Genomic DNA, 19,031 nt, shown 5'->3' with positions numbered 1-19,031 from the left:
GACTGCGCCTGCTGCTGAAGCGCCGCCGTCAGCACGGCGGTCGCGGCGGCGACCTCCTCGGGCGAGAGACCCGTCGTCACGAAGCGGATGTCGACCGCCGCGGGCTCGACAGGGGCCACTGCGTCGCGCGCGATCTCGGCGCGGTGCTTGGGGCTCACAGTGTCTTCCCCCTCACAGTGTCGTTCCGCTCACAGAGGGATGTTCCCGTGCTTCTTCGGCGGCATCGACGCGCGCTTGGTGCGCAGCGAACGCAGCGCCTTGATGATCGCGGTGCGAGTGGCGGCGGGCTCGATGACCGAGTCGAGGGCGCCGCGCTCGGCGGCGAGGTACGGCGAGGCGACCTCGTAGGCGTAGTCGCTCGCGAGCTTCTGGCGAAGCGCCTGCACGTCCTCGCCGCGCTCACGGGCATCCGAGATCTGCGAGCGGTACAGGATGTTCACCGCGCCCTGGCCGCCCATCACCGCGATCTCGGCCGTCGGCCACGCGAGGTTGATGTCGGCGCCGAGCTGCTTCGAGCCCATGACGATGTAGGCGCCGCCATAGGCCTTCCGCGTGATGATCGTGACGAGCGGAACGGTCGCCTCGGCGTAGGCGTAGAGCAGCTTGGCGCCGCGGCGAATGACGCCCGTCCACTCCTGGTCGGTTCCGGGCAGGTAGCCGGGCACGTCGACGAGGGTGACGATCGGGATCGAGAACGAGTCGCAGAAGCGCACGAAGCGCGCGGCCTTCTCGCCCGCGTCGATGTTCAGGGTTCCGGCCATCGCGTTCGGCTGGTTCGCGATGATGCCGACCGAGCGGCCCTCGACGCGGCCGAAGCCGATCACGATGTTGGGGGCGAACAGCGGCTGGATCTCGAGGAACTCGCCGTCGTCGACGATGTGCTCGATCACGCGGGTCACGTCGTACGGCTGGTTCGGGGAATCCGGGATCAGGGCGTTGAGCTCCTGGTCGGCATCCGTGATCTCGAGCTCGGGCTCGACGTCGTAGACCGGCGCATCGGTGAGGTTGTTGTCGGGCAGGTAGCTCAGCAGGTTGCGCGCGTAGTCGAGCGCATCGGCCTCGTCGGTCGCGAGGTAGTGGCTGACGCCCGAGAGCTTGTTGTGGGTGAGCGCACCGCCGAGCTCCTCGAAGCCGACGTCCTCGCCGGTGACCGTCTTGATCACATCGGGGCCGGTGACGAACATGTGGCTCGTCTTGTCGACCATGATGACGAAGTCGGTCAGGGCGGGGGAGTACACGGCGCCACCCGCAGCCGGCCCGACGACGATCGAGATCTGCGGGATGACGCCGGACGCCGCCGTGTTGCGGCGGAAGATCTCGGCGTACTTGCCGAGGGCGACGACGCCCTCCTGAATCCGGGCGCCGCCCGAGTCGAGGATGCCGATGATGGGCGAGCCCGTCTTGAGGGCGTGGTCCATGACCTTGATGATCTTCTCGCCCGCGACCTCGCCGAGCGAGCCGCCGAAGGTCGTGAAGTCCTGGCTGAAGACGGCGACCTGGCGGCCGTCGATGGCGCCGACGCCCGTGATGACGGCGTCGCCGAACGGGCGCTTCGCCTCGAGGCCGAAGCCCGTCGAGCGGTGGCGGACGAACTCGTCGAACTCGACGAAGGTGCCGGGGTCGAGCAGGTTGAGGAGGCGCTCGCGAGCCGTCAGCTTGTCCTTCGAGTGCTGCTTGGCAGCGCTCGCCTCCTCCTTGACGGTCACAGCCTCGTGGTAGCGGGACTTGAGGTCGGCGATGCGGCCGGCGGTGGTCGCGAGGTCGGGACCCTCTGTCTCGGTCGCAGTCGCGGGCTCGGGCTCGGGCGAAGTGGCGTCTTCGGTCACGCTTTTCACCCTACCCGCGCACTTCCGGCGCGCTGCGTTGAGGATTTCCTACAAAGGCGCGCGAGATCGTTAGCGATTACGGACGCCCGGTGCGGATGCCTCGCCGAGGGGTGCGGCGACGGTCGATCGCCGCGTGCAAGCCTCACGTGGGCACCCTTCGGCGAATGCGCCGCGGGAGAATGAGGCGTGACTCTTTCTGAGCTGCCGTTCGCCCGCTCGGTCGCCTCGCGGCTCGTGGTCGTGCCGAGCACGGGCTCCACCAACAAGGACCTCGTCGAGCAGGCATCCGCCGCACCGGCCGACTGGCCCCACCTGTCCGTGCTGCTCACCGATGAGCAGACCGCCGGGCGAGGCCGCCTCGATCGGCAGTGGAGCGCGCCGCCCGGGACGAGCCTCGCCGTCTCCGTTCTGCTGCGCCCCGACGAGCTGCCGGGCAGCCTGCCCGTCGGCGCGTTCGGCTGGCTGCCGCTCATCGCTGGCGTGGCCATGAAGCGCGCGGTCGACGCCGCAGGCGCGCGCGGCGTCGAGCTCAAGTGGCCGAACGACGTGCTGATCGCCGGGCGGAAGGTCTGCGGGATCCTCGCCGAGCTGCTGCCCGACGCCTCGGCCGTCGTCGTCGGCGCGGGCCTCAACCTCACGATCGCCGCCGACGAGCTGCCCGTCGAGACCGCGACCTCGCTGCGGCTCGCGGGGGTCGAGACGCCGGACCCGGATGCGATCCTCGCGGCCTACCTCGGCGAGCTGCGGGTGCTGACGTACGAGCTGGCGAATGCGCGGGGGGACGCTGAGGGCTCGGGCATCCGCTCGCTCATCGAGCGCGAGTGCGCGACCGTGGGCCGCGACGTGCGCATCGAGCTGCCCGACGGCACGTTCGTGACGGCGCACGCGACGGGCCTCGACACCGAGGGACGTCTCATGGTGATAACGGATGCCGGACCCACGGCGGTGGCGGCGGGAGACGTGACGCACCTGCGGTATTAATGGGCACATGGCCCGACCGGTAGCCCCGCGCACGGCGGCGGCCCCCGAGGTCCCCGCGCCCCCGCCTGAGCGGGTGGTCGCTCGCCTGCGCCCGCACGCACGGGTGCTGTTCTGGCCGTCGATCGCGCTGATCCTCGTCAGCGGTGCCTACGGCTACTTCGCCGAGCGCTTCCCCGCGAGCTGGGCGCACTACGCCGTGATGCTCGCCGCGGCGCTGCTCGTGCTGCTGTTCTTCCTGCTGCCGTACTTCTCGTGGCTGTCGAAGCGGTACATCATCACGACGCGGCGCATCGTGGTGCGTCGCGGCTTCTTCGTGCGCCGCAGACAGGAGCTGCTTCACCTGCGCGGCTACGAGGTCGAGCTGTCGCGCGGGCCGCTGCAGGTGATGTTCGGCTCGGGGAATCTGCGCATCACGGTCTCGGGCGAGACGGTGCTCGTCCTCGCCGACATCCCCAAGGCGCGCACGGTGCAGGTCGCGCTGCACGATCTGATGGAGAACGCCGCGAGCCTGCAGACGGCTCAGCGGCAGGTGATGCAGTCGCCGACGATCACGCGTCAGACGACCGTGTGGGACGGGCGCTGACCGATCGCGGCCGACCGATAGCGTTAAGAGCATGAAGAGCACTGTCGGAGTGATCGGCGGCGGTCAGCTCGCCCGCATGATGATCCCGCCCGCCGTTTCGCTGGGCCTCACCATCAAGGTGCTCGAAGAGGCGCCGGGGATGTCTGCCGAGCTCGCCGCGACGGGGGTGGGCGACTACCGCGACCTCGACACCGTGCTCGCGTTCGCCCGCACGGTCGACGTCGTGACCTTCGACCACGAGCACGTGCCTCAGCATGTGCTGCACGCGCTCGTCGACGCCGGGGTTCCTGTGCACCCGGGCCCGGATGCGCTGCTCTATGCGCAGGACAAGCTGCTGATGCGCCAGAAGATCACCGAGCTCGGGCTGCCGTCGCCCGACTGGGCCGCGATCTCGAACGCCGACGAGCTCGGTGCGTTCCTCGAGTCGCACGGCGGCCGTGCGGTCGTGAAGACCGCCCGCGGCGGCTACGACGGCAAGGGCGTGCGCGTCGTCGACGACAAGAACGGGGCGGATGACTGGTTCATCGCCCTCGAGGAGGACGGCCGCGGCGGCTCGCTGATCGTCGAGGAGCTCGTCGACTTCGTGCGCGAGCTCGCGCAGCAGGTGGCGCGTCGCCCGTCGGGCGAGATCGTCGCCTACCCCGTGGTCGAGACCGTGCAGAGGGGCGGGGTGTGCGCCGAGGTGATCGCGCCCGCGCCGACCGCCGCCGACACCGCGCGCGCAGCCGATGGCACGGCGTCGACCGTCGCCGAGGTCGCCCGAGACATCGCGGTGCGGGTCGCGGAGGGCGTCGGGGTCACGGGAATGCTCGCGGTCGAGCTGTTCGAGACGCGCGACGGCCGCGTTCTCGTCAACGAGCTCGCGATGCGCCCCCACAACAGCGGCCACTGGTCGATCGACGGAGCCGTCACGAGCCAGTTCGAGCAGCACCTGCGCGCGGTGCTCGACCTGCCGCTCGGCTCGACCCGCCCGCGTGAGCCGTGGGCGGTCATGATCAACGTGCTGGGCGGCCCGGTGGGCCAGACCCTGCAGGACCGCTACCCGGCCGTGGCGGCCGCGCACCCCGCGGCCAAGCTGCACGGCTACGGCAAGGAGTCCCGCCCGGGCCGCAAGGTCGGGCACGTCACGGTGACGGGCGCCGAGCTCGACGCCGTGCTGGCGGATGCCCGCGCGGCCGCAGCCTTCTTCGAGGGCTGAGCCGAGCCCGCTCAGCCGAGCGCTGCCCTCACGGCCCTGCCCAGTTCCGGGGCGAGGCTGCGCGCCGCTGTTGCGGTCAGATGCGACCCGTCGCGATAGACCAGCCGGTTCGAGATGATGCTGGGGCAGGACGTGTCGTTGCACAGGTAGTCGTCGACGTCGGCGAACTGTGCATGAGCGGCCTTCGCGGCTGCCCGCTCGGCAGCGATGAAGTCGGAGCGCACGGCCGTCGCCTTCGGGAGAGCGCAGCTCGCCGCGTCGTCGAGATGTGCCGAGAGGCAGGCGGAGGGGGGCGTTCCGGGCAGCGGGGTGTCTCCGATCACGAGCACGCGCGACTGCTTCGGCAGCTGCGACAGCGTCTGCGCCACGGCCTGCTGCCACTGCGCCGCCGTCGGCGTTCCGCCGTCGGGCAGCGGCGGGGCGCTGTCGTCGGAGAGCACGATCAGCTGCGGCGGGTCCGCAGCGATCTTCTTCAGCATGGCGTCCCGCCAGATCTCGCACTGCGGGTAGGCGATCGGGCCGCTCTGCGACGTGAAGTCCACCGAGATGCTTGCCGCCGGGCAGCCGCTCTTGGTCACGGACTGCAGCGAGATGGCGCCGTCGTCGGCCAGCGCGTCGAGCGCGGGGAACCACTGCGCGGCATGCGAGTCGCCGAACAGCAGAACGTGCGGGGCCGCGGCGTTGGTGCCGAAGCGGCAGTCGCCCGGCGGCGCGGTGCTCGAGAACTCGAGGTGGCATCCGTCGGCGTACACGGCGGGGTTGTCCGTGCTCGCCTTGTCCAGCGCCGGCTGCAGGTTCGCCGGAACGAACGGGGTCGCATCGGGGCTGAGCGTCGCAGCCGTGGGGCGGACGGTGCGTGAGGTGCTCGTCGGGGCCGCGACCGCGATCCCGAACACGCCCGCCGCGGCGACGACAGCCACGAGCGAGCCCGCGAGGGCGCTGGTGAGCGTCGCGCGTGCCGGAAGCGCCGACAGGCGGGCGCTGCGTCGCAGGGGGTTCTCGACGTACCGGTAGAGGACCCAGGCGAGCGGCACGCACAGCACCGCGAGCAGGAGCGTGTAGCGGATGCGCAGGGGGTGTTCCGCGCCCACGGCGGCCTGCGCCAGCGTGAGCACAGGCCAGTGCACGAGATAGAGGGAGTAGGAGATCTCGCCGAGGAAGACCGCGGGGCGCCAGCTGAGCAGGGCGCCGGGGCCGTGCGGCGGTGCGGACGCCCCGCCCAGGATGACGAGCGCCGTGCCGAGCACGGGAACGGCGGCCGCCGCTCCTGGGAACTCCGTTGCGTCCGTGAAGGCGAACAGCGACCAGGCGAGCGCTGCGACGCCGAGCCAGCCCGCGACGGTCGCGGCACTTCTCGGCAGCCGCCAGCGGCCGCTGAGAAGAAGGGCGACGAGGCCGCCCGCTGCGAACTCCCACGCGCGCGTGTGCAGGCCGAAGAACGCCCAGGGCTCGCTAGTGCGGGTCAGCACGACGCACAGCAGGAACGAGACGACTGCGATCGCGCCGAGCACGCCGGCCAGCCGCGTTTTCCGACGGCGCACGAGCGCGAACGCGACGACGAGCAGCAGGGGCCAGACGAGGTAGAACTGCTCCTCGACCCCGAGCGACCAGTAGTGCTGGAACAGACTCGGCGCGTCGGACTGGGCGAGGTAGTCGGTTCCCCCTGCCGCGTACGCCCAGTTCGGCACGTACAGCGCGGTCATGACGGCGTCGTGCGCGACCTGCCGCAGCTGAGCGGGGGGAACGATGAAGACCGCCGCCACCAGCGTGGCGAGCAGCACGGCGAAGGACGCCGGAAGGATGCGACGCGCACGTCTTGCATAGAACCGGCCGAAGTCCAGACGCCCCCGGGTGAGCACGTCGCGCAGCAGATGGGAGGTGATGAGGAAGCCGGAGATGACGAAGAACACGTCGACGCCGACGTACCCGCCGGTGAGAAGGGGAAGGTGCGCGTGGTAGAGCGTGACCGACCCCACGGCGAGTGCGCGCAGACCCTGGACATCGAGTCGGAAGCCGGGGCGGCCGGATGACGGGCGACGACCTGCCCGGTGCCGGAGCGCTCCCGCGACGAGGGTGTTCGGCGAAGACATCGAGCATCGAGCCTAGCCGCCTTTCTCGGCTCGGCCCTGGTCGGGGCCTGTCCGTACGATGGGCTCCATGGCAGCGATCAACACGACCGAGGCGCAGGTCGCCATCATCATGGGCTCCGACAGCGACTGGCCGACCATGAAGGCCGCTGCCGAGTCGCTCGACCGGTTCGGCATCGCCTACGAGGTGCAGGTCGTCTCGGCGCACCGCACACCCGAGAAGATGGTGGCCTTCGGCAAGGAGGCGGCCGGGCGGGGCATCCGCGTCATCATCGCGGGCGCAGGCGGCGCCGCTCACCTGCCGGGCATGGTCGCGTCCGTGACCACGCTGCCCGTGATCGGCGTGCCGGTGCAGCTCGCGCGGCTCGACGGGCTCGACTCGCTGCTGTCGATCGTGCAGATGCCCGCCGGCATCCCGGTCGCGACGATGGCGATCAACGGGGCGGCGAACGCGGGGCTGTACGCCGCCCGGATCCTCGCCTCGGGTGACGCCGAGCTCAGCGCGAAGGTCGCGGAGTACGCCCGCGAGCTCGAGGCCCTCGTGGAAGAGAAGAACCGGGCGCTGATCGCCGGGCTCTGACCGGCGCGGCGACGGCCACCGTCACCGAACGCGACGTGCGTCGCCGGTAGTATTCACGCGATGCACAACCAGGGAGACGAGCCGTCGGCGCCTGAGGAGGCGGGAGCGGTTCCCGTCGCCCCTGCCGGGATGAGCGGTGCGCCGGGGCTGATGCTGCGGCTCGTCAAGGACTACCGCGTCGCGTTCCTGATCGTCGGCACGGCGAACACGGTCATCGGATTCCTGTGGTTCGCGCTCTTCGACGCGCTCTTCCGCAACATCGCGTGGCACGCGACCATCGCGGGGTTCACGCTGCGCTTCGACTATCTGCTCACTCTGCTGTGCGCGCACGTGCTCAGCGTGCTGTGCGCCTTCGTGCTCTACCGTCGCTTCGTCTTCCGGGTCCGCGGGCACCTGTGGACCGACCTTGCGCGCTTCGAGACGGTCTATCTCGTCTCGCTCGGCGTGAACGCGGTGCTGCTCACCCTGCTCGCAGGCGTCCTGCACATGCAGCCGCTGCTCGCGCAGGCTCTCATCGTGCTGGTGACCACGATGATCAGCTTCTTCGGCCACCGCGACTTCTCGTTCCGCCGCAAGAGAGAGGAGGCGTGAGTGACCGCGACCGTCTCGATCGTGATCCCCGCCTACAACAACGAGCTCTATCTCGCCGAGACCCTCGACGCCGTCCTGGCGCAGAGCTACGAGCGGCTTGAGGTGATCGTCGCCGATCACTCCTCGAGCGACGGCACCCAGCTGATTCTCGATCGCTATGCCGCCGCCGACGACCGCGTCAGGGTGCTCTCGCCCACCCCGGCCGGCGGCGGCGCGAAGGCCAACTGGGACCGCGTCAGCCAGGCTGCGACCGGCGACTACGTGAAGCTCGTGTGCGGGGACGATCTCGTGCACCCCGAGCTCGTCGCGCGGCAGGTGGAGGCGCTCGAGGCGAACCCGGGTGCTGTGCTCGCGGCATCCCGCCGGGACGTCATCGATGCCCACGGCGCCCCGGTCGTCACGGGGCGCGGCCTCGCGGGTCTCGTCGGCGTTCACCGCGGCGCCGACGCGATCCGCGCCACGGTGCGCGCCGGCACCAACCTGCTCGGAGAGCCGGCCTGCGTGCTCATGCGCCGCGAGGCTCTCGAGCGCGCCGGGTGGTGGGACGACGCGGCGCCCTATCTCATCGACGAGGCGAGCTACGCCAATGTGCTGCTGCAGGGCGACTTCGTGGGGATCGACGCGTCGCTGGCCGGATTCCGCGTGAGCGACACCCAGTGGAGCGTGCGGCTCATGCGACAGCAGTCCCGCCAGGCTGCCGACTTCCACGCGAGCATGCACGCTCGGCATCCCGAGATCGTCAGCGCCGCCGACCGCCGCATCGGCGATCTCAACGCGACGAAGACGGCCCTTCTGCGCCGGCTCGCCTATGCGTACCTGCGCCGCCGGATGAGCAAGGCGGCGGCGTGAGCGAGAGCACTCTGAGGCGCGAGACCGCTCTCGCGTGGTGGCGGCGCGAGTGGGTCGTCTACGCGTGGTCGTTCGTCGCGGGCTGCGTCGCGGCCGTCATCGGGCTGAGGCTGTGGAACGCCAAGCTGAGCGTGCCGTTCGAGTATCAGGGCGACGCGATCGCGAGTGCGGCGCACATCAGCACCGTGCTGACCCAGGGCTGGTTCGAGTTCGAGCCGCGACTCGGCGCGCCCGCCGGCGAGTTCTACTACGACTTCCCGCAGGCGGACAACTTCACGCTGATCATGGCGAAGGTCGTCGGGCTGTTCAGCCACGACTGGGTCGTCGTCTTCAACGTCGTGTTCCTGCTGGGCTTCCCGCTCGCCGCGCTCACCGCGACGTGGTTCCTGCGCACGGTCGGGGTGGGCCGGGCGCTCGCCGTGGCGCTCGCCGTCGCCTACGCGATCGCGCCGTACCACTTCCAGCGCGGCGAGTCGCACCTCTATCTCGGCGAGTATTTCCCGGTGCCCCTCGCGGTCGTCGTGCTCGTCTGGGTCCTGCGCGGTGAAGCGCTGTTCACGAGGCGTCCCGGGGTTCACCCGGTGCTGGCGGTGCTCACCGGTCGGGGTGCGGCCGTCGTCGGAATCACCGCGCTGCTCGCCACGGCCAGTCAGTACTACTCCGTGTTCTTCCTGCTGCTGCTCGCGTTCGCGGGCGTGGTCGCCCTCATCCTCAGGCGCGATTGGCGCCGCTTCGGCGGTGCGGTCGTCGCGGGCGCCGTTGTCGTCGTCACGATGCTGATCAACGTCGCCCCGAACCTGATCTTCCAGCGCACCCACGGCGCCGCGCTGCAGGCGCTCGAGCGCAGCCACGGCGACACCGAGCTGTATGCCTTCAAGCTGGCGCAGCTGGTGCTGCCCTGGTCGGGGCACAACATCGGCATCCTGCGCAGGCTGCGCGCGGCCTACGACAACGGCTACCCGATGATCAGCGAGCACCCCGCGCTCGGCGGCCTCGCGGCGGCCGGGCTGGTGGCGGCGTTCGCGGTCATCGCCTACCTCGTGCTGAGCCGCCTGCGTGCGGGGCGCGGCGACGATGTCGTCGCCCGGCCCTGGTTCCAGAACCTCATCGCCCTTTCGGCCCTGACCTTCTTCGCGTTCCTGCTCGGCAGCGTGGGCGGCATCTCGACCTTCATCTCCTTCGTCACCACGGTGATCCGCGGCTGGAACCGGATCTCGATCGTCATGGCGATCATGTGCCTCGGCATCATCGGCCTGCTGATCCAGCGCGGTCTCGTCTGGCTCGCCAACCGGCGGCGCGCGCCCCACCGCTCGGTCGCACCCGCCTGGGTGTCGCTCGTCGCCGCGGTGCTGATCGGCTGCATCGCACTGATCGACCAGACGCCCTACGACGCCTCCACGAGCCTGAAGGCCGCGCAGACGTCGTTCCTCGGCGACCGGGCTTATTTCGCCTCGCTCCAGAAGGCGTTCCCCGACGATGCGACGATCCTGCAGCTGCCGTACATCCGCTTCCCGGAGGACTCGTCGCCGAACGGCACGCTCGCCTCCAGCGAGCTCGTCCCGTTCCTGCACACGACCGGCATCAAGTGGACGGCGGGCGGCATCAAGGGGCGCCCCATCGCAGACTGGCCCGATGAGCTCGAGGGGCACTCGCCCGCCCAGATCGCGGCCCTCGCGGCGGCTGCGGGCATGACAGGCATCCTGGTCGACCGTGACGCGTACAACGACGGCGGGCGGGCGCTCGTGACGGGTCTGCAGGCGCTGCCCGAGGTGCGCGCGGTCGGCGATGAGAGCAGCCGCTGGGTCGCCTTCGACCTGCGACCGCTGGCGTCGCAGCTGCGCGGCGAGGTGTCGCCGTCGCTGCTCGACGCGACGCGCCGGGCGGTCATCGAGCCGGTCACGCCGTACCCGGTGCCCGACTTCCAGCTCACGACGACGCCGAAGCCGAACCCGCGCGAGCTCTGGGCGTCGAACAAGCCCGACTCGGCCCTCACCCTCGAGAACCCGCGCTCCGGCACGGTCGACGGCGTCTTCAGCTTCACGGTGAGCACGGTGCCCGCCGTCGCCGGCCCCGTGCAGCTCACGCTGCCCGATGGCACCCACCAGACCGTGCGTCTCACGGGCGGAACGGGCAGCGTGCGCCTGCGTCTGAGCCTCGCACCCGGCCAGTCCCAGCTCAGGGTGGCCATCCCGGCGAGTGGGCAGACGGTTCAGCTGGGCCTCTCCAATATCCTGTTCACCGAAGACGCCACGCAGCGGTTCCTCGATCGCACTGCGTCGGCCGTGGCGAAGTGAGCCCAGAGGGAAGACGAGCTATGGAACAGCCCTCCGACGAACGGCCCTATCTGCACACCGTGTCGGTCGTGATCCCGGTCTACGGCGGCGAGCACACCCTCGCGCCGCTGACCGAGGAGCTCGTGCCCCTGACCGAAGAGAGCGTCACGCCCGACGGGAACCACTTCGTCGTCTCAGAGGTGCTGTTCTCGTATGACAACGGCCGCGACGACTCCGCCCGCGTCATCAGGGAGCTCGAGGGGAAGCATCCGTTCGCCCGCGCCATCTGGCTGAGCCGCAACTACGGGCAGCACGCGGCCACGCTCGCCGGCATGTCGTCGTCGGCCGGCGACTGGATCGTCACGCTCGACGAGGACGGCCAGCACGACCCGGCCGACATCGCGGGCATGCTCGACACCGCCCTGCGCGAGCAGGCACCGCTGGTCTACTCCAAACCGGTGAACGAGGCGCCGCACGGGTTCCTGCGCAACCTGGCCTCGAAGTCGGCGAAGGCGCTCATCTCGCTGCTGCTCGGAAGCGCGAACGCGAAGAACTACCAGAGCTTCCGGCTCGTGGTCGGCTCGATCGGGCGCAGCGTCGCGGCCTACGCCGGCAGCGGGGTCTACCTCGACGTCGCGCTGAGCTGGATCGTGTCCTCGACGGCGACGAGCCCGACGATGCTGCGGCAGGAGGGGGCCGGGCGGCAGTCCGGCTACTCTCTACGACGACTGCTCTCCCATTTCTGGCGGCTCGTGATCTCGAACGGCACGCGCGGCCTGCGCATCGTGAGCTACATCGGCGTGCTCTTCGCCGGGTTCGGCATCGCCCTCACGATCTGGGTGCTCATCGCGACCGCGGCGGGCAACAACACCCCGCCGGGCTGGGCATCGACGACGATCATTGTCACGATCACCTCTGGCGCGATCCTGTTCTCGCTGGGGGTCATCGCGGAGTACATCGGCGTGTCGGTGAACATGGCGATGGGGAAGCCGCTGTACCTGATCACCACGGATCCGGCGGACGGCCCCATGGGTAAGGCGCTGCCGGGCAGCCGCAGGTGACGATCGCATGGGTCGTCGGCCAGGGCGGCATGCTCGGCGGCGCGGTGGCCCACGCCATCGACGCCGACCCGCGGCGGCGATGGCGCCTGATCCAGCAGCCAGGGCTGCCGTGGGGCGATGACGGCGCGTTCGCCGCCGCGGTGGACGCAGGTCTTGAGGCGCTCCGCGATGCGGTGAGCGCGGCGGCGGGCGAGGACTGGGCGATCGTCTGGGTCGCCGGCGCGGCCGTGACCGCGGCGACCGCCGAGCAGGTCGCGCGCGAGCTCGCGCAGTTCCGCCTCTTCTGCGAGCGGGTCGCCGCCGTGTTCGACGCTGAGCTGCTGGCGCGCGGATGCCTGTTCTATTCGTCGTCGGCAGGCGGCGTCTACGGCGGGTCGACGAACCCGCCGTTCACGGAAGAGACCGAGCCGGCGCCGATCTCGCTCTACGGCCGGTTCAAGCTCGACGCGGAACAGCTCGCCGTGCGCCTCACCGCGAGCGGATGCCGTGTGCTGGTCGGGCGGATCACCAATCTGTACGGCCCCGGCCAGAAACTCGGAAAACTGCAGGGTCTGATCTCGCACCTGGCGAAGGCGCAGCTGTCGCCGAAGCCCGCGACGATCTTCGTGCCCGTCGAGACGGTGCGCGACTACATCTTCGTCGACGACTGCGCGCGCCTGCTGCTCGATGCCCTCGACCGGCTCCTCGGCTGCCCTGCGGGCACCGGGGTCACGAAGATCCTCGGCTCGGGTCGGGGCACGAGCATCGCCGATCTGCTCGGCCAGTTCCGCCAGATCGAGAAGCGGCGGCCCAACGCGATGCTCGGCTACTCGGCGCAGGCGGCGCTGCAAGGGCTCGATCTGAGGATGAGGTCGGTCGTCTGGCCCGAGCTCGACCACCGCGAGCTGACCCCCCTCGCCGCCGGCATCGGCGCCACCATGGACGACGTGCTGCTTCAGGTGCAGCACCCCGAGGGGGTCCGCTGATGCCTACAGCTCGGCGTGCAGCTGCCAGACGCGCGCTCCGGAATCGCGCCAGCTGAAGGCCTTGGCGCGGTCGCGCCCGAGGGTGGCGAGCGCCTCGGCCCTGGCATCCCCGGCGAGCACGGTGCCGACGGCGGCTGCGAGCCGCTCCGCATACCGTGACCCGGCGTCGTAGCGCGCGACCTGGTAGCCGGCGCCGCTCGCCAGCTCGACGAGCGCGGGGGCGTCTGAGTGCACGAGCGGAGTCCCGAACGCGAGCGCCTCGAGGGCCATGAGCCCGAAGCCCTCGGCGTAGCCCGGGGCGACGAACGCCGCGGCGCGCATGAGCAGCAGGGCGAGGTCGCTGTCGCTGACGGTGCCGAGCGGGCGCACCCGCCCCTCGGGCAGCCCGGCCAGCATCGCGACCTCGGTGATGCGGCGGCCGCGCCACTCGTCGTCGCCGACGACCAGGACGGGCACGTCCTGGAACTCGGGCAGCGCCGCCGCCTCGACGAGGGCGTCGATGCCGCTGCGGGGGTCCATCGAGCCGGACGCGAGCACGAAGCGCTCGGGGAGCTTCAGCCAGCTCGCGCGGACCTCTGGGTCGTCGGGCAGCGTGATGCCGGCGCTCGTGGCGCCGGGGATGACGCGGATGCGCTCGCCGACGTTCACGTGCTCGGCGAGCTCGGCGGCGACGGCGTGGCTCGGCACCACGATCGCGTCGGCGTGCTTCGCGGCCCGGTGCGCCATCCGCCGCGCCCAGGCGGCGTCGTCGAGGGAGCCCGGGTGCGTCCACGCGATCGTGTCGTGGACGGTCACGACGAGCTGACGCGCGACGTGCTGGTCGCCGCGCACGAGCGGGGCGAACAGGCTCGGGGCGTGCAGGATGCCGGTGCCCGCGGCGACCCGGACGCCGTTGGCCCACGCGCTCGCCAGCGCACCGTGCGGCAGCCGCGACACCGTCGTGCGGGTGGTGCCGGGGAACGCGCTCTCGAACGCGGCCAGCTCGCTCGTGGGGCGGCGGGAGACGATCAGCTCGACGTCGCACTCCGGGGGAGCGGTGGCGATGAGCGCCCGGGTCAGCTCGCCGGCGTAGCGGGTGAGGCCGTTGATCCTCGGCTGTGTCGACGTGCGAGCGATGGTGTCGTCGGCGATCACGCGGAGGGTCGTCATGGTGCCACGAGACTATCGGGGCTCAGCCGCGGCTCGTGAATCGGGCGCGCACCGACAGAGCGATCTTCAGGCCGATTCGCAGGGGCCACAGATAGGGCGCCGAGTACTTCCGCGACAGGTACAGGTACGCACTGCGGTGATGCTCTCTGCGCATCGCCGAGGCGTGGTTCGTGGTCGAGTGCGCGCCGGTGTGAGTGACCACCGCACCGGGCACGTAGAGGTTCCGCCAGCCCGCCTGCGCGAGCCGGGCGCCGAGGTCGACGTCCTCGAAGTACATGAAGTAGCTCTCGTCGAAGCCGCCGATGGCCTCGAAGGCGCTGCGGCGCACCAAGAGGCACGAGCCCGAGAGCCAGCCTGTCTCGCGCCAGGTGCCGGTCGTGACGCGGTTCTCGCCGCGGTAGCGGCGCGTCCAGGGGTTCCCGAGCCAGACGTTGGCGAACAGGGCGTGGCCGATGCCCGTGCGCAGGCTCGGCAGTTCCCGCGCCGAGGGGTAGGTCTCGCCGTCGCTCTCGAGGATGCGGGGGCCGACGGCGCCGGCATCCGGCTGCTCGCTCGCGACGGCGAGGAGCGTCGAGATCGCGTGCTCGGTGAAGGTGACGTCGGGATTCGTGATGAGAATCCACTCGACGCTCTGCGGCAGGCGCCGCGCGCCGAAGTTGATGCCGCCGCCGTAGCCCAGGTTGGTCGGTGCCGCGACGACCTCGAGGCCGTCGAGGCTCGGCAGGTCGAGGCCGTCGTCGCGCGCGTTGTCGACCACGATCGTGTGAGCGGGCACCTCCGAGCCGGTGGCCAGCGAGGCGACGAGTGAGCTCAGGGCTTCCCCCGAGTGGTAGCTGACTGTCACTGCTGCGAGGGCCGGTTCGTGGCGCGACTCAGCACGTCGCGCGTTAGCAACCACCGATCCCTTCGCTTGCACTTTGACATTCTAGGGCGTGCCGTCGCGCGGCCCGAGAGAGCGTCCATATAGGCGGGCTCCCTGAGAAGAATCAGTAGGGTAGACGGGTCCGGAGCAGCTGAGCTCCCCGGCGCGTCTGCCCGATTGGATCCACATGCCGAGCGCTGTCATTTTTGTCACTCGAAAGTTCCCTCCGCAGATCGGCGGCATGGAAACGCTCGCCGCGAACACGCATCGGGCCCTCATCGAATCGGGGTCCGATACAACGCTGATTGCCTTGAGGCGCTCGAACAAGAACCTCGTGTGGTGGCTACCCGTCGCCGCCGTTCGACTGTTCGGCGCTACCTTGCGAGCGCGCGAAAGCGAAGTGCTCTTCGGCGATGCCCTCACGTGGGCTCTGTTGTCGTGGATACCGCGCTCGCTGGGCATGCGCGCGTCGACGATGGTCATGGGGCTCGATGTGACCTTCTCCAATCCGATCTATCGCGCCCTCGTATATCCCGCCCTGCGTCGTGCACCGCACATCATGGCGATCAGCACAGCGACCAGAGCGCAGGTGATCGCCCTGGTCGGCGTCGCGCCCGAGCGAGTGTCCGTCATCACCCTGGGCATCCCGCCCGAGCCGGATCCGCCGTACAGCCGCGAGGAAGCGCGCTGTCGCATCCTCGAGCTCGTCGGCGCGGCTGGCGACGCTGTGCTCTTGCTCACAACCGGGCGGCTGGTGCGACGCAAAGGAGTGCGCTGGTTCGTCAGCGAGGTGCTCCCCAGGCTGGACGCCCGGGTGGTTTATCTCGTCGTTGGCGAAGGAGAAGATCGTCCGCAGATCGAGGCCGCGGTCGCGGAACGTGGGCTCACTGGCCGTGTGCATCTGCTCGGCCGCGTGAGCAATGAACGTCGCGCTGAGCTGCTGCGTGGCGCGGATATTTTCGTGCAGCCGAACATCCCGGTACCTGGCGACATCGAGGGTTTCGGGCTCGTTGTGACCGAGGCGAGTCAGGCCGGCGTCTTCACTGTGGCTGCAGACCTCGAGGGACTGGTCGACGCGGTTCGCGACGGCGAGACCGGCATCAGGGTGCCGAGTGCCGACGCGACTGCCTGGGCAGATGCCTTGGAGGCCATCATCGCGGATCCTCGCCGCAGCGAACGGGCCGGCGAATTCCGGATCGCCGCACGCGACACGTACTCCTTGCAGAACATGGCGGCACAGCTCTTCACGATCATGGAGTCGGAGTCGGAGTCGGAGTCGGAGTCGGAGTCGGAGTCGGAGTCGGAGTCGGAGTCGGAGTCGGAGTCGGAGTCGGAGTCGGAGTCGGAGTCAGCGAAGTGAGCAGGCTTTCGCGCCTGCGCGCCCCCATCCAGATCGCGTGCGGAGCGCTCGCGGTGGCTTTCCTCGTCTACTTCGCGGTGTCGAACTGGCGGGAAGTGCTCTCGTCGCTCAAGGTCATGGATCCGTGGTTCGTCGTCGCTGGGCTGGCTTCGGCCTTCGCGGGCACCTACTGTGCCATGTTGAGCTGGCGGTCGGTCGTGCACGCATTCGGTCGCAAGATCGGTTTGCGTGCTGGCGCTGAGGTGACGTTCACGTCGCAGATCGGCAAGTACATCCCCGGCGGCATCTGGCCCATGGTGGCGGGCAGCCAGGCGGGCCAGCGCGCGGGGCTCCCCGGTTCCGTGACAGTCGTCACGATGACGTTGCAGCTCGGCGTATCGCTTGTCACCGGTGCGATCGTCTCGCTCGGGACGCTCGTCCTTGTTCCCGTGCTCGCAGAACGCTACTGGTGGCTCATCGTTATTGTGGTGCTGGCTGGGGCGGCTTTGCTTCTCCCCCCCGTGATGCGCCGAGTCTTGGCGTTGCTCTTTCGAGTCCTTCGTCGGTCCGATCTGCTTCCGACCTTGAACGGCCGCCACCTCGGTGCTTCCATGCTCTGGGCTTTGGCGAATTGGGCTCTTATGGGCCTTCAGCTTTGGTTGCTGTTCGCATCGGCGGGTCACGGCAGCACGGCGTTGCTTCTTCCGAGCGCCTCCGGGTACGCGCTGTCCTGGGTAGTCGGATTCCTCGCGGTTTTCGCCCCGGCCGGGGCCGGTGTCCGCGAAGGGATCCTGGTGCTGCTTTTCGGCGGGTCCGTCCCGACTGCGACGGTGCTCGGTGTAGCCCTGGTGAGTCGGGTGCTCTTAATCGTCGTAGACGTCACCTTGTTCGCGATCGCGGCGAGTGCACGTCGGGCGGACTCGCGGCGGCTGGCGACAGACAGGGCCGCGGCCACGAGTACGCCGGCACATAGAGACTGAACCGCCTGCTGCAACAGACAGCTAGCTAGGGCGTGTCTCCTAACTGGTGGCCGGTGCTGAGAGCAGTCTGTGGCTGTGGCGCGTTCTCGGGTTCTGCCGGCTGCAGCGTGGCCGCGGAGACGGCCGGGGAGATCGACTGGGCCGTCTCGGTGGACTCGACCGTGAACCGTGCGCATCAGCACGTGAGCACGCTGCCGCGCCTAAGAAAGGGACCTGTCGCATTACACGAATATGCTGACGGAGCTGCCTGATCATGCGATCGGCCGCTCCCGCGGCGGCTTGAGCACGAAGATCCACCACCTCGTGGACGGCACCGGGCTGCCGCTGGTCGGGCGCGAAGAGGCCGGGGACTGGCCGATGTTCGAAGTCCTGATGAACCGCCTCGAAGTCGCACATCACGGGCCCGGCCGGCCCCGCACCCGCCCCGACCGGGTTCGCGGCGACAAGGCGTACTCCTCCCGCGCGATCCGGCAGCACCTGCGGCAGCGGGGCATTACCGCCGTCATCCCCGAGCAGTCCGATCAGATCGCCGACCGCAATCGGCGTGGCTCCCGCGGCGGGCGCCGCCGGGCCTTCGACACCAAGGACTACAAGGGCCGCAACGTCATCGAGCGCGGCTTCTCCGACATCAAGCAATGGCGTGGGATCGCTACGACAAGCTCGCCCTCACCTACCGCGGCGGCGCCGTCCTACGCGCCGTCACCCCCTGGCTCAAACGGTTAGGAGACATACCCTAGGTGGTCTCGACGGCGACGGTCCGTCATCGCGCGGGAGGCGCGAGCGGTGTGACCGTGCCGTCAGCGCCGATGCGGCCGACCCAAAGCTGCCACGTCTCCGTCGTGGGCTGCACCGGGCGTCGATTGAGGAGCTGCGGCCAGGTGCTGACAGTGGCGCTTGGTTGGGCTATCGGTGTTGTGCCGGAAACCCAAGGGATGCTGTCCGGGCTATACGACACGATGTCGACAGCGTCTCCGCCGTAGTCCTTGCGAATCTGACGAAGAATGTCGGCGGTCAGCGTGGTCTTGAGTCCCAGATAGGTGATGGTTTCGTTGCCGCAGATTGACTGCACGCTGGGAGTCAGTCTGTATGTGCGTGTCAGAACGTAGACGACCGGCGCTTTAGCATCCAGTGTGTCGCACATCGTCTCGAACTGGTCGAGTCTGCCCCCGTGCTCCACGCTCGTGAGGACCGGTGCGGACTTGTACAGGGTGTACGAGGGGAATGCAATGACCGACGCGGCGAGGATTGCCACTACCGGAGTTGCTATGTACGCCACCGCACGCGAGCGCATGAGCGGTGAGCTCGACGCGACCAAGAGTTGAAGGACGCACAGCGCCATGAGGATCAAACCGGGAATCGTCACCGGAAGGAATCGGCGCAACGCCCATATCTGATCGGGTGAGATGCTCACCTGGACCAGGTACAGCAGGCTAGGCCCCGCGATGACGCCAAGAAGAGGGAGAAGCCGAGAAGCGCCGCCGCCAACAGCTTGGCGCGCGGCATATGCGATGCCCAAGAAGCCCAGAATGACGGCCGGCCAACCAATGTACATGGCAAGCCACAGCACGGAGTCTTCCGTGTAGGTCTGCGTGCCGTTCACCGCAACCCCTGCAGCCTTCTGAATTGTGGCGACCGACCCGTTCGAACCGCCGTGCTGGCCGGTGAACCATAGGGGGCGAGAAATGAGAGTGACCGCGGCGAGTATCA

The 19,031-nt window shown here is 69.6% G+C and carries 16 protein-coding genes and 1 pseudogene; 12 read left to right on the top strand and 5 right to left on the bottom strand.

The window, feature by feature from the left end; all coding sequences use genetic code 11:
• Nucleotides 1–188: 188 nt before the first annotated feature.
• Nucleotides 189–1,826: an acyl-CoA carboxylase subunit beta gene (locus ACM2XV_RS04385; RefSeq protein ID WP_487026085.1), complete on the bottom strand. Its 1,638-nt coding sequence runs from the start codon at nt 1,824–1,826 to the stop codon at nt 189–191.
• A gap of 186 nt (nt 1,827–2,012) precedes the next feature.
• On the opposite strand from ACM2XV_RS04385, the gene ACM2XV_RS04380 reads away from it, so the two are divergent.
• The 3 genes and pseudogenes from ACM2XV_RS04380 to ACM2XV_RS04370 all read left to right on the top strand — a co-directional run.
• A complete protein-coding gene (locus ACM2XV_RS04380; RefSeq protein ID WP_487026084.1) occupies nt 2,013–2,807 on the top strand; it encodes a biotin--[acetyl-CoA-carboxylase] ligase in 795 nt (264 codons plus the stop codon).
• Nucleotides 2,808–2,814: 7 nt separating this feature from the next.
• Nucleotides 2,815–3,390: a PH domain-containing protein gene (locus ACM2XV_RS04375; RefSeq protein ID WP_344775172.1), complete on the top strand. Its 576-nt coding sequence runs from the start codon at nt 2,815–2,817 to the stop codon at nt 3,388–3,390.
• A gap of 28 nt (nt 3,391–3,418) precedes the next feature.
• A pseudogene (locus ACM2XV_RS04370) lies at nt 3,419–4,588 on the top strand (5-(carboxyamino)imidazole ribonucleotide synthase); the annotation flags it as partial.
• A gap of 11 nt (nt 4,589–4,599) precedes the next feature.
• Here ACM2XV_RS04370 and ACM2XV_RS04365 read toward each other — a convergent pair.
• Complete coding sequence (locus ACM2XV_RS04365; RefSeq protein ID WP_487026083.1) at nt 4,600–6,678, bottom strand: acyltransferase family protein; 2,079 nt, start codon at nt 6,676–6,678, stop codon at nt 4,600–4,602.
• A gap of 67 nt (nt 6,679–6,745) precedes the next feature.
• On the opposite strand from ACM2XV_RS04365, the gene purE reads away from it, so the two are divergent.
• From purE to ACM2XV_RS04335, 6 genes are read left to right on the top strand one after another with little or no spacing between them, the layout of a single operon-like run.
• Entirely contained in the window at nt 6,746–7,255 is a 510-nt protein-coding gene (purE, locus tag ACM2XV_RS04360) for a 5-(carboxyamino)imidazole ribonucleotide mutase (RefSeq protein ID WP_487026082.1), read from the top strand.
• Nucleotides 7,256–7,315: 60 nt separating this feature from the next.
• Nucleotides 7,316–7,846, top strand: coding sequence for a GtrA family protein (locus ACM2XV_RS04355; protein WP_487026081.1), 531 nt, complete (start codon nt 7,316–7,318; stop codon nt 7,844–7,846).
• Nucleotides 7,847–8,695, top strand: coding sequence for a glycosyltransferase family 2 protein (locus tag ACM2XV_RS04350; protein ID WP_487026080.1), 849 nt, complete (start codon nt 7,847–7,849; stop codon nt 8,693–8,695). It begins immediately after the preceding gene.
• Entirely contained in the window at nt 8,692–10,989 is a 2,298-nt protein-coding gene (locus ACM2XV_RS04345; protein WP_487026079.1) for a hypothetical protein, read from the top strand. The genes ACM2XV_RS04350 and ACM2XV_RS04345 overlap by 4 nt, the downstream gene beginning before the upstream one ends.
• A gap of 20 nt (nt 10,990–11,009) precedes the next feature.
• The gene (locus ACM2XV_RS04340) at nt 11,010–12,029 is read left to right on the top strand and encodes a glycosyltransferase (protein ID WP_487026078.1); all 1,020 of its coding nucleotides are present in this window, start codon (nt 11,010–11,012) and stop codon (nt 12,027–12,029) included.
• Nucleotides 12,026–12,994 (top strand): NAD-dependent epimerase/dehydratase family protein, encoded by a 969-nt coding sequence (locus tag ACM2XV_RS04335; protein ID WP_487026077.1) that lies wholly within the window; start codon nt 12,026–12,028, stop codon nt 12,992–12,994. The genes ACM2XV_RS04340 and ACM2XV_RS04335 overlap by 4 nt, the downstream gene beginning before the upstream one ends.
• Nucleotides 12,995–12,997: 3 nt before the next feature.
• On the opposite strand, the gene ACM2XV_RS04330 is transcribed toward ACM2XV_RS04335, so the two are convergent.
• Both ACM2XV_RS04330 and ACM2XV_RS04325 read right to left on the bottom strand, forming a co-directional pair.
• Nucleotides 12,998–14,143: a glycosyltransferase family 4 protein gene (locus ACM2XV_RS04330; protein WP_487026076.1), complete on the bottom strand. Its 1,146-nt coding sequence runs from the start codon at nt 14,141–14,143 to the stop codon at nt 12,998–13,000.
• Between the two features lie 22 nt (nt 14,144–14,165).
• Nucleotides 14,166–15,041, bottom strand: a complete 876-nt coding sequence (locus ACM2XV_RS04325; protein ID WP_487026086.1) for a glycosyltransferase family 2 protein — start codon at nt 15,039–15,041, stop codon at nt 14,166–14,168.
• Nucleotides 15,042–15,192: 151 nt separating this feature from the next.
• Here ACM2XV_RS04325 and ACM2XV_RS04320 point away from each other — a divergent pair, with 151 nt between their 5' ends.
• From ACM2XV_RS04320 to ACM2XV_RS04310, 3 genes are all read left to right on the top strand, one after another.
• Entirely contained in the window at nt 15,193–16,365 is a 1,173-nt protein-coding gene (locus tag ACM2XV_RS04320; protein WP_487026075.1) for a glycosyltransferase family 4 protein, read from the top strand.
• A complete protein-coding gene (locus ACM2XV_RS04315) occupies nt 16,362–17,324 on the top strand; it encodes a lysylphosphatidylglycerol synthase domain-containing protein (RefSeq protein WP_487026074.1) in 963 nt (320 codons plus the stop codon). The genes ACM2XV_RS04320 and ACM2XV_RS04315 overlap by 4 nt, the downstream gene beginning before the upstream one ends.
• A gap of 231 nt (nt 17,325–17,555) precedes the next feature.
• A complete protein-coding gene (locus ACM2XV_RS04310; protein ID WP_487026073.1) occupies nt 17,556–18,047 on the top strand; it encodes a transposase in 492 nt (163 codons plus the stop codon).
• Nucleotides 18,048–18,084: 37 nt separating this feature from the next.
• On the opposite strand, the gene ACM2XV_RS04305 is transcribed toward ACM2XV_RS04310, so the two are convergent.
• The coding region (locus tag ACM2XV_RS04305) for a hypothetical protein (protein WP_487026072.1) at nt 18,085–19,031 on the bottom strand (947 nt) is incomplete at its 5' end.

The sequence above is a fragment of the Gryllotalpicola sp. CP2-P1 genome (assembly GCF_057512245.1).
This window is presented reverse-complemented; position numbering and strand designations above follow the sequence as displayed.

Bases quoted from the DNA above. Each gene is read 5' to 3' on its own strand.
- ACM2XV_RS04365 (WP_487026083.1), bottom strand. From the start codon at position 6,678: ATGTCTTCGCCGAACACCCTCGTCGCGGGAGCGCTCCGGCACCGGGCA.
- purE (WP_487026082.1), top strand. From the start codon at position 6,746: ATGGCAGCGATCAACACGACCGAGGCGCAGGTCGCCATCATCATGGGC.
- ACM2XV_RS04320 (WP_487026075.1), top strand. From the start codon at position 15,193: ATGCCGAGCGCTGTCATTTTTGTCACTCGAAAGTTCCCTCCGCAGATC.
- ACM2XV_RS04310 (WP_487026073.1), top strand. From the start codon at position 17,556: ATGCTGACGGAGCTGCCTGATCATGCGATCGGCCGCTCCCGCGGCGGC.
- ACM2XV_RS04330 (WP_487026076.1), bottom strand. From the start codon at position 14,143: ATGACGACCCTCCGCGTGATCGCCGACGACACCATCGCTCGCACGTCG.
- ACM2XV_RS04355 (WP_487026081.1), top strand. From the start codon at position 7,316: ATGCACAACCAGGGAGACGAGCCGTCGGCGCCTGAGGAGGCGGGAGCG.
- ACM2XV_RS04340 (WP_487026078.1), top strand. From the start codon at position 11,010: ATGGAACAGCCCTCCGACGAACGGCCCTATCTGCACACCGTGTCGGTC.
- ACM2XV_RS04375 (WP_344775172.1), top strand. From the start codon at position 2,815: ATGGCCCGACCGGTAGCCCCGCGCACGGCGGCGGCCCCCGAGGTCCCC.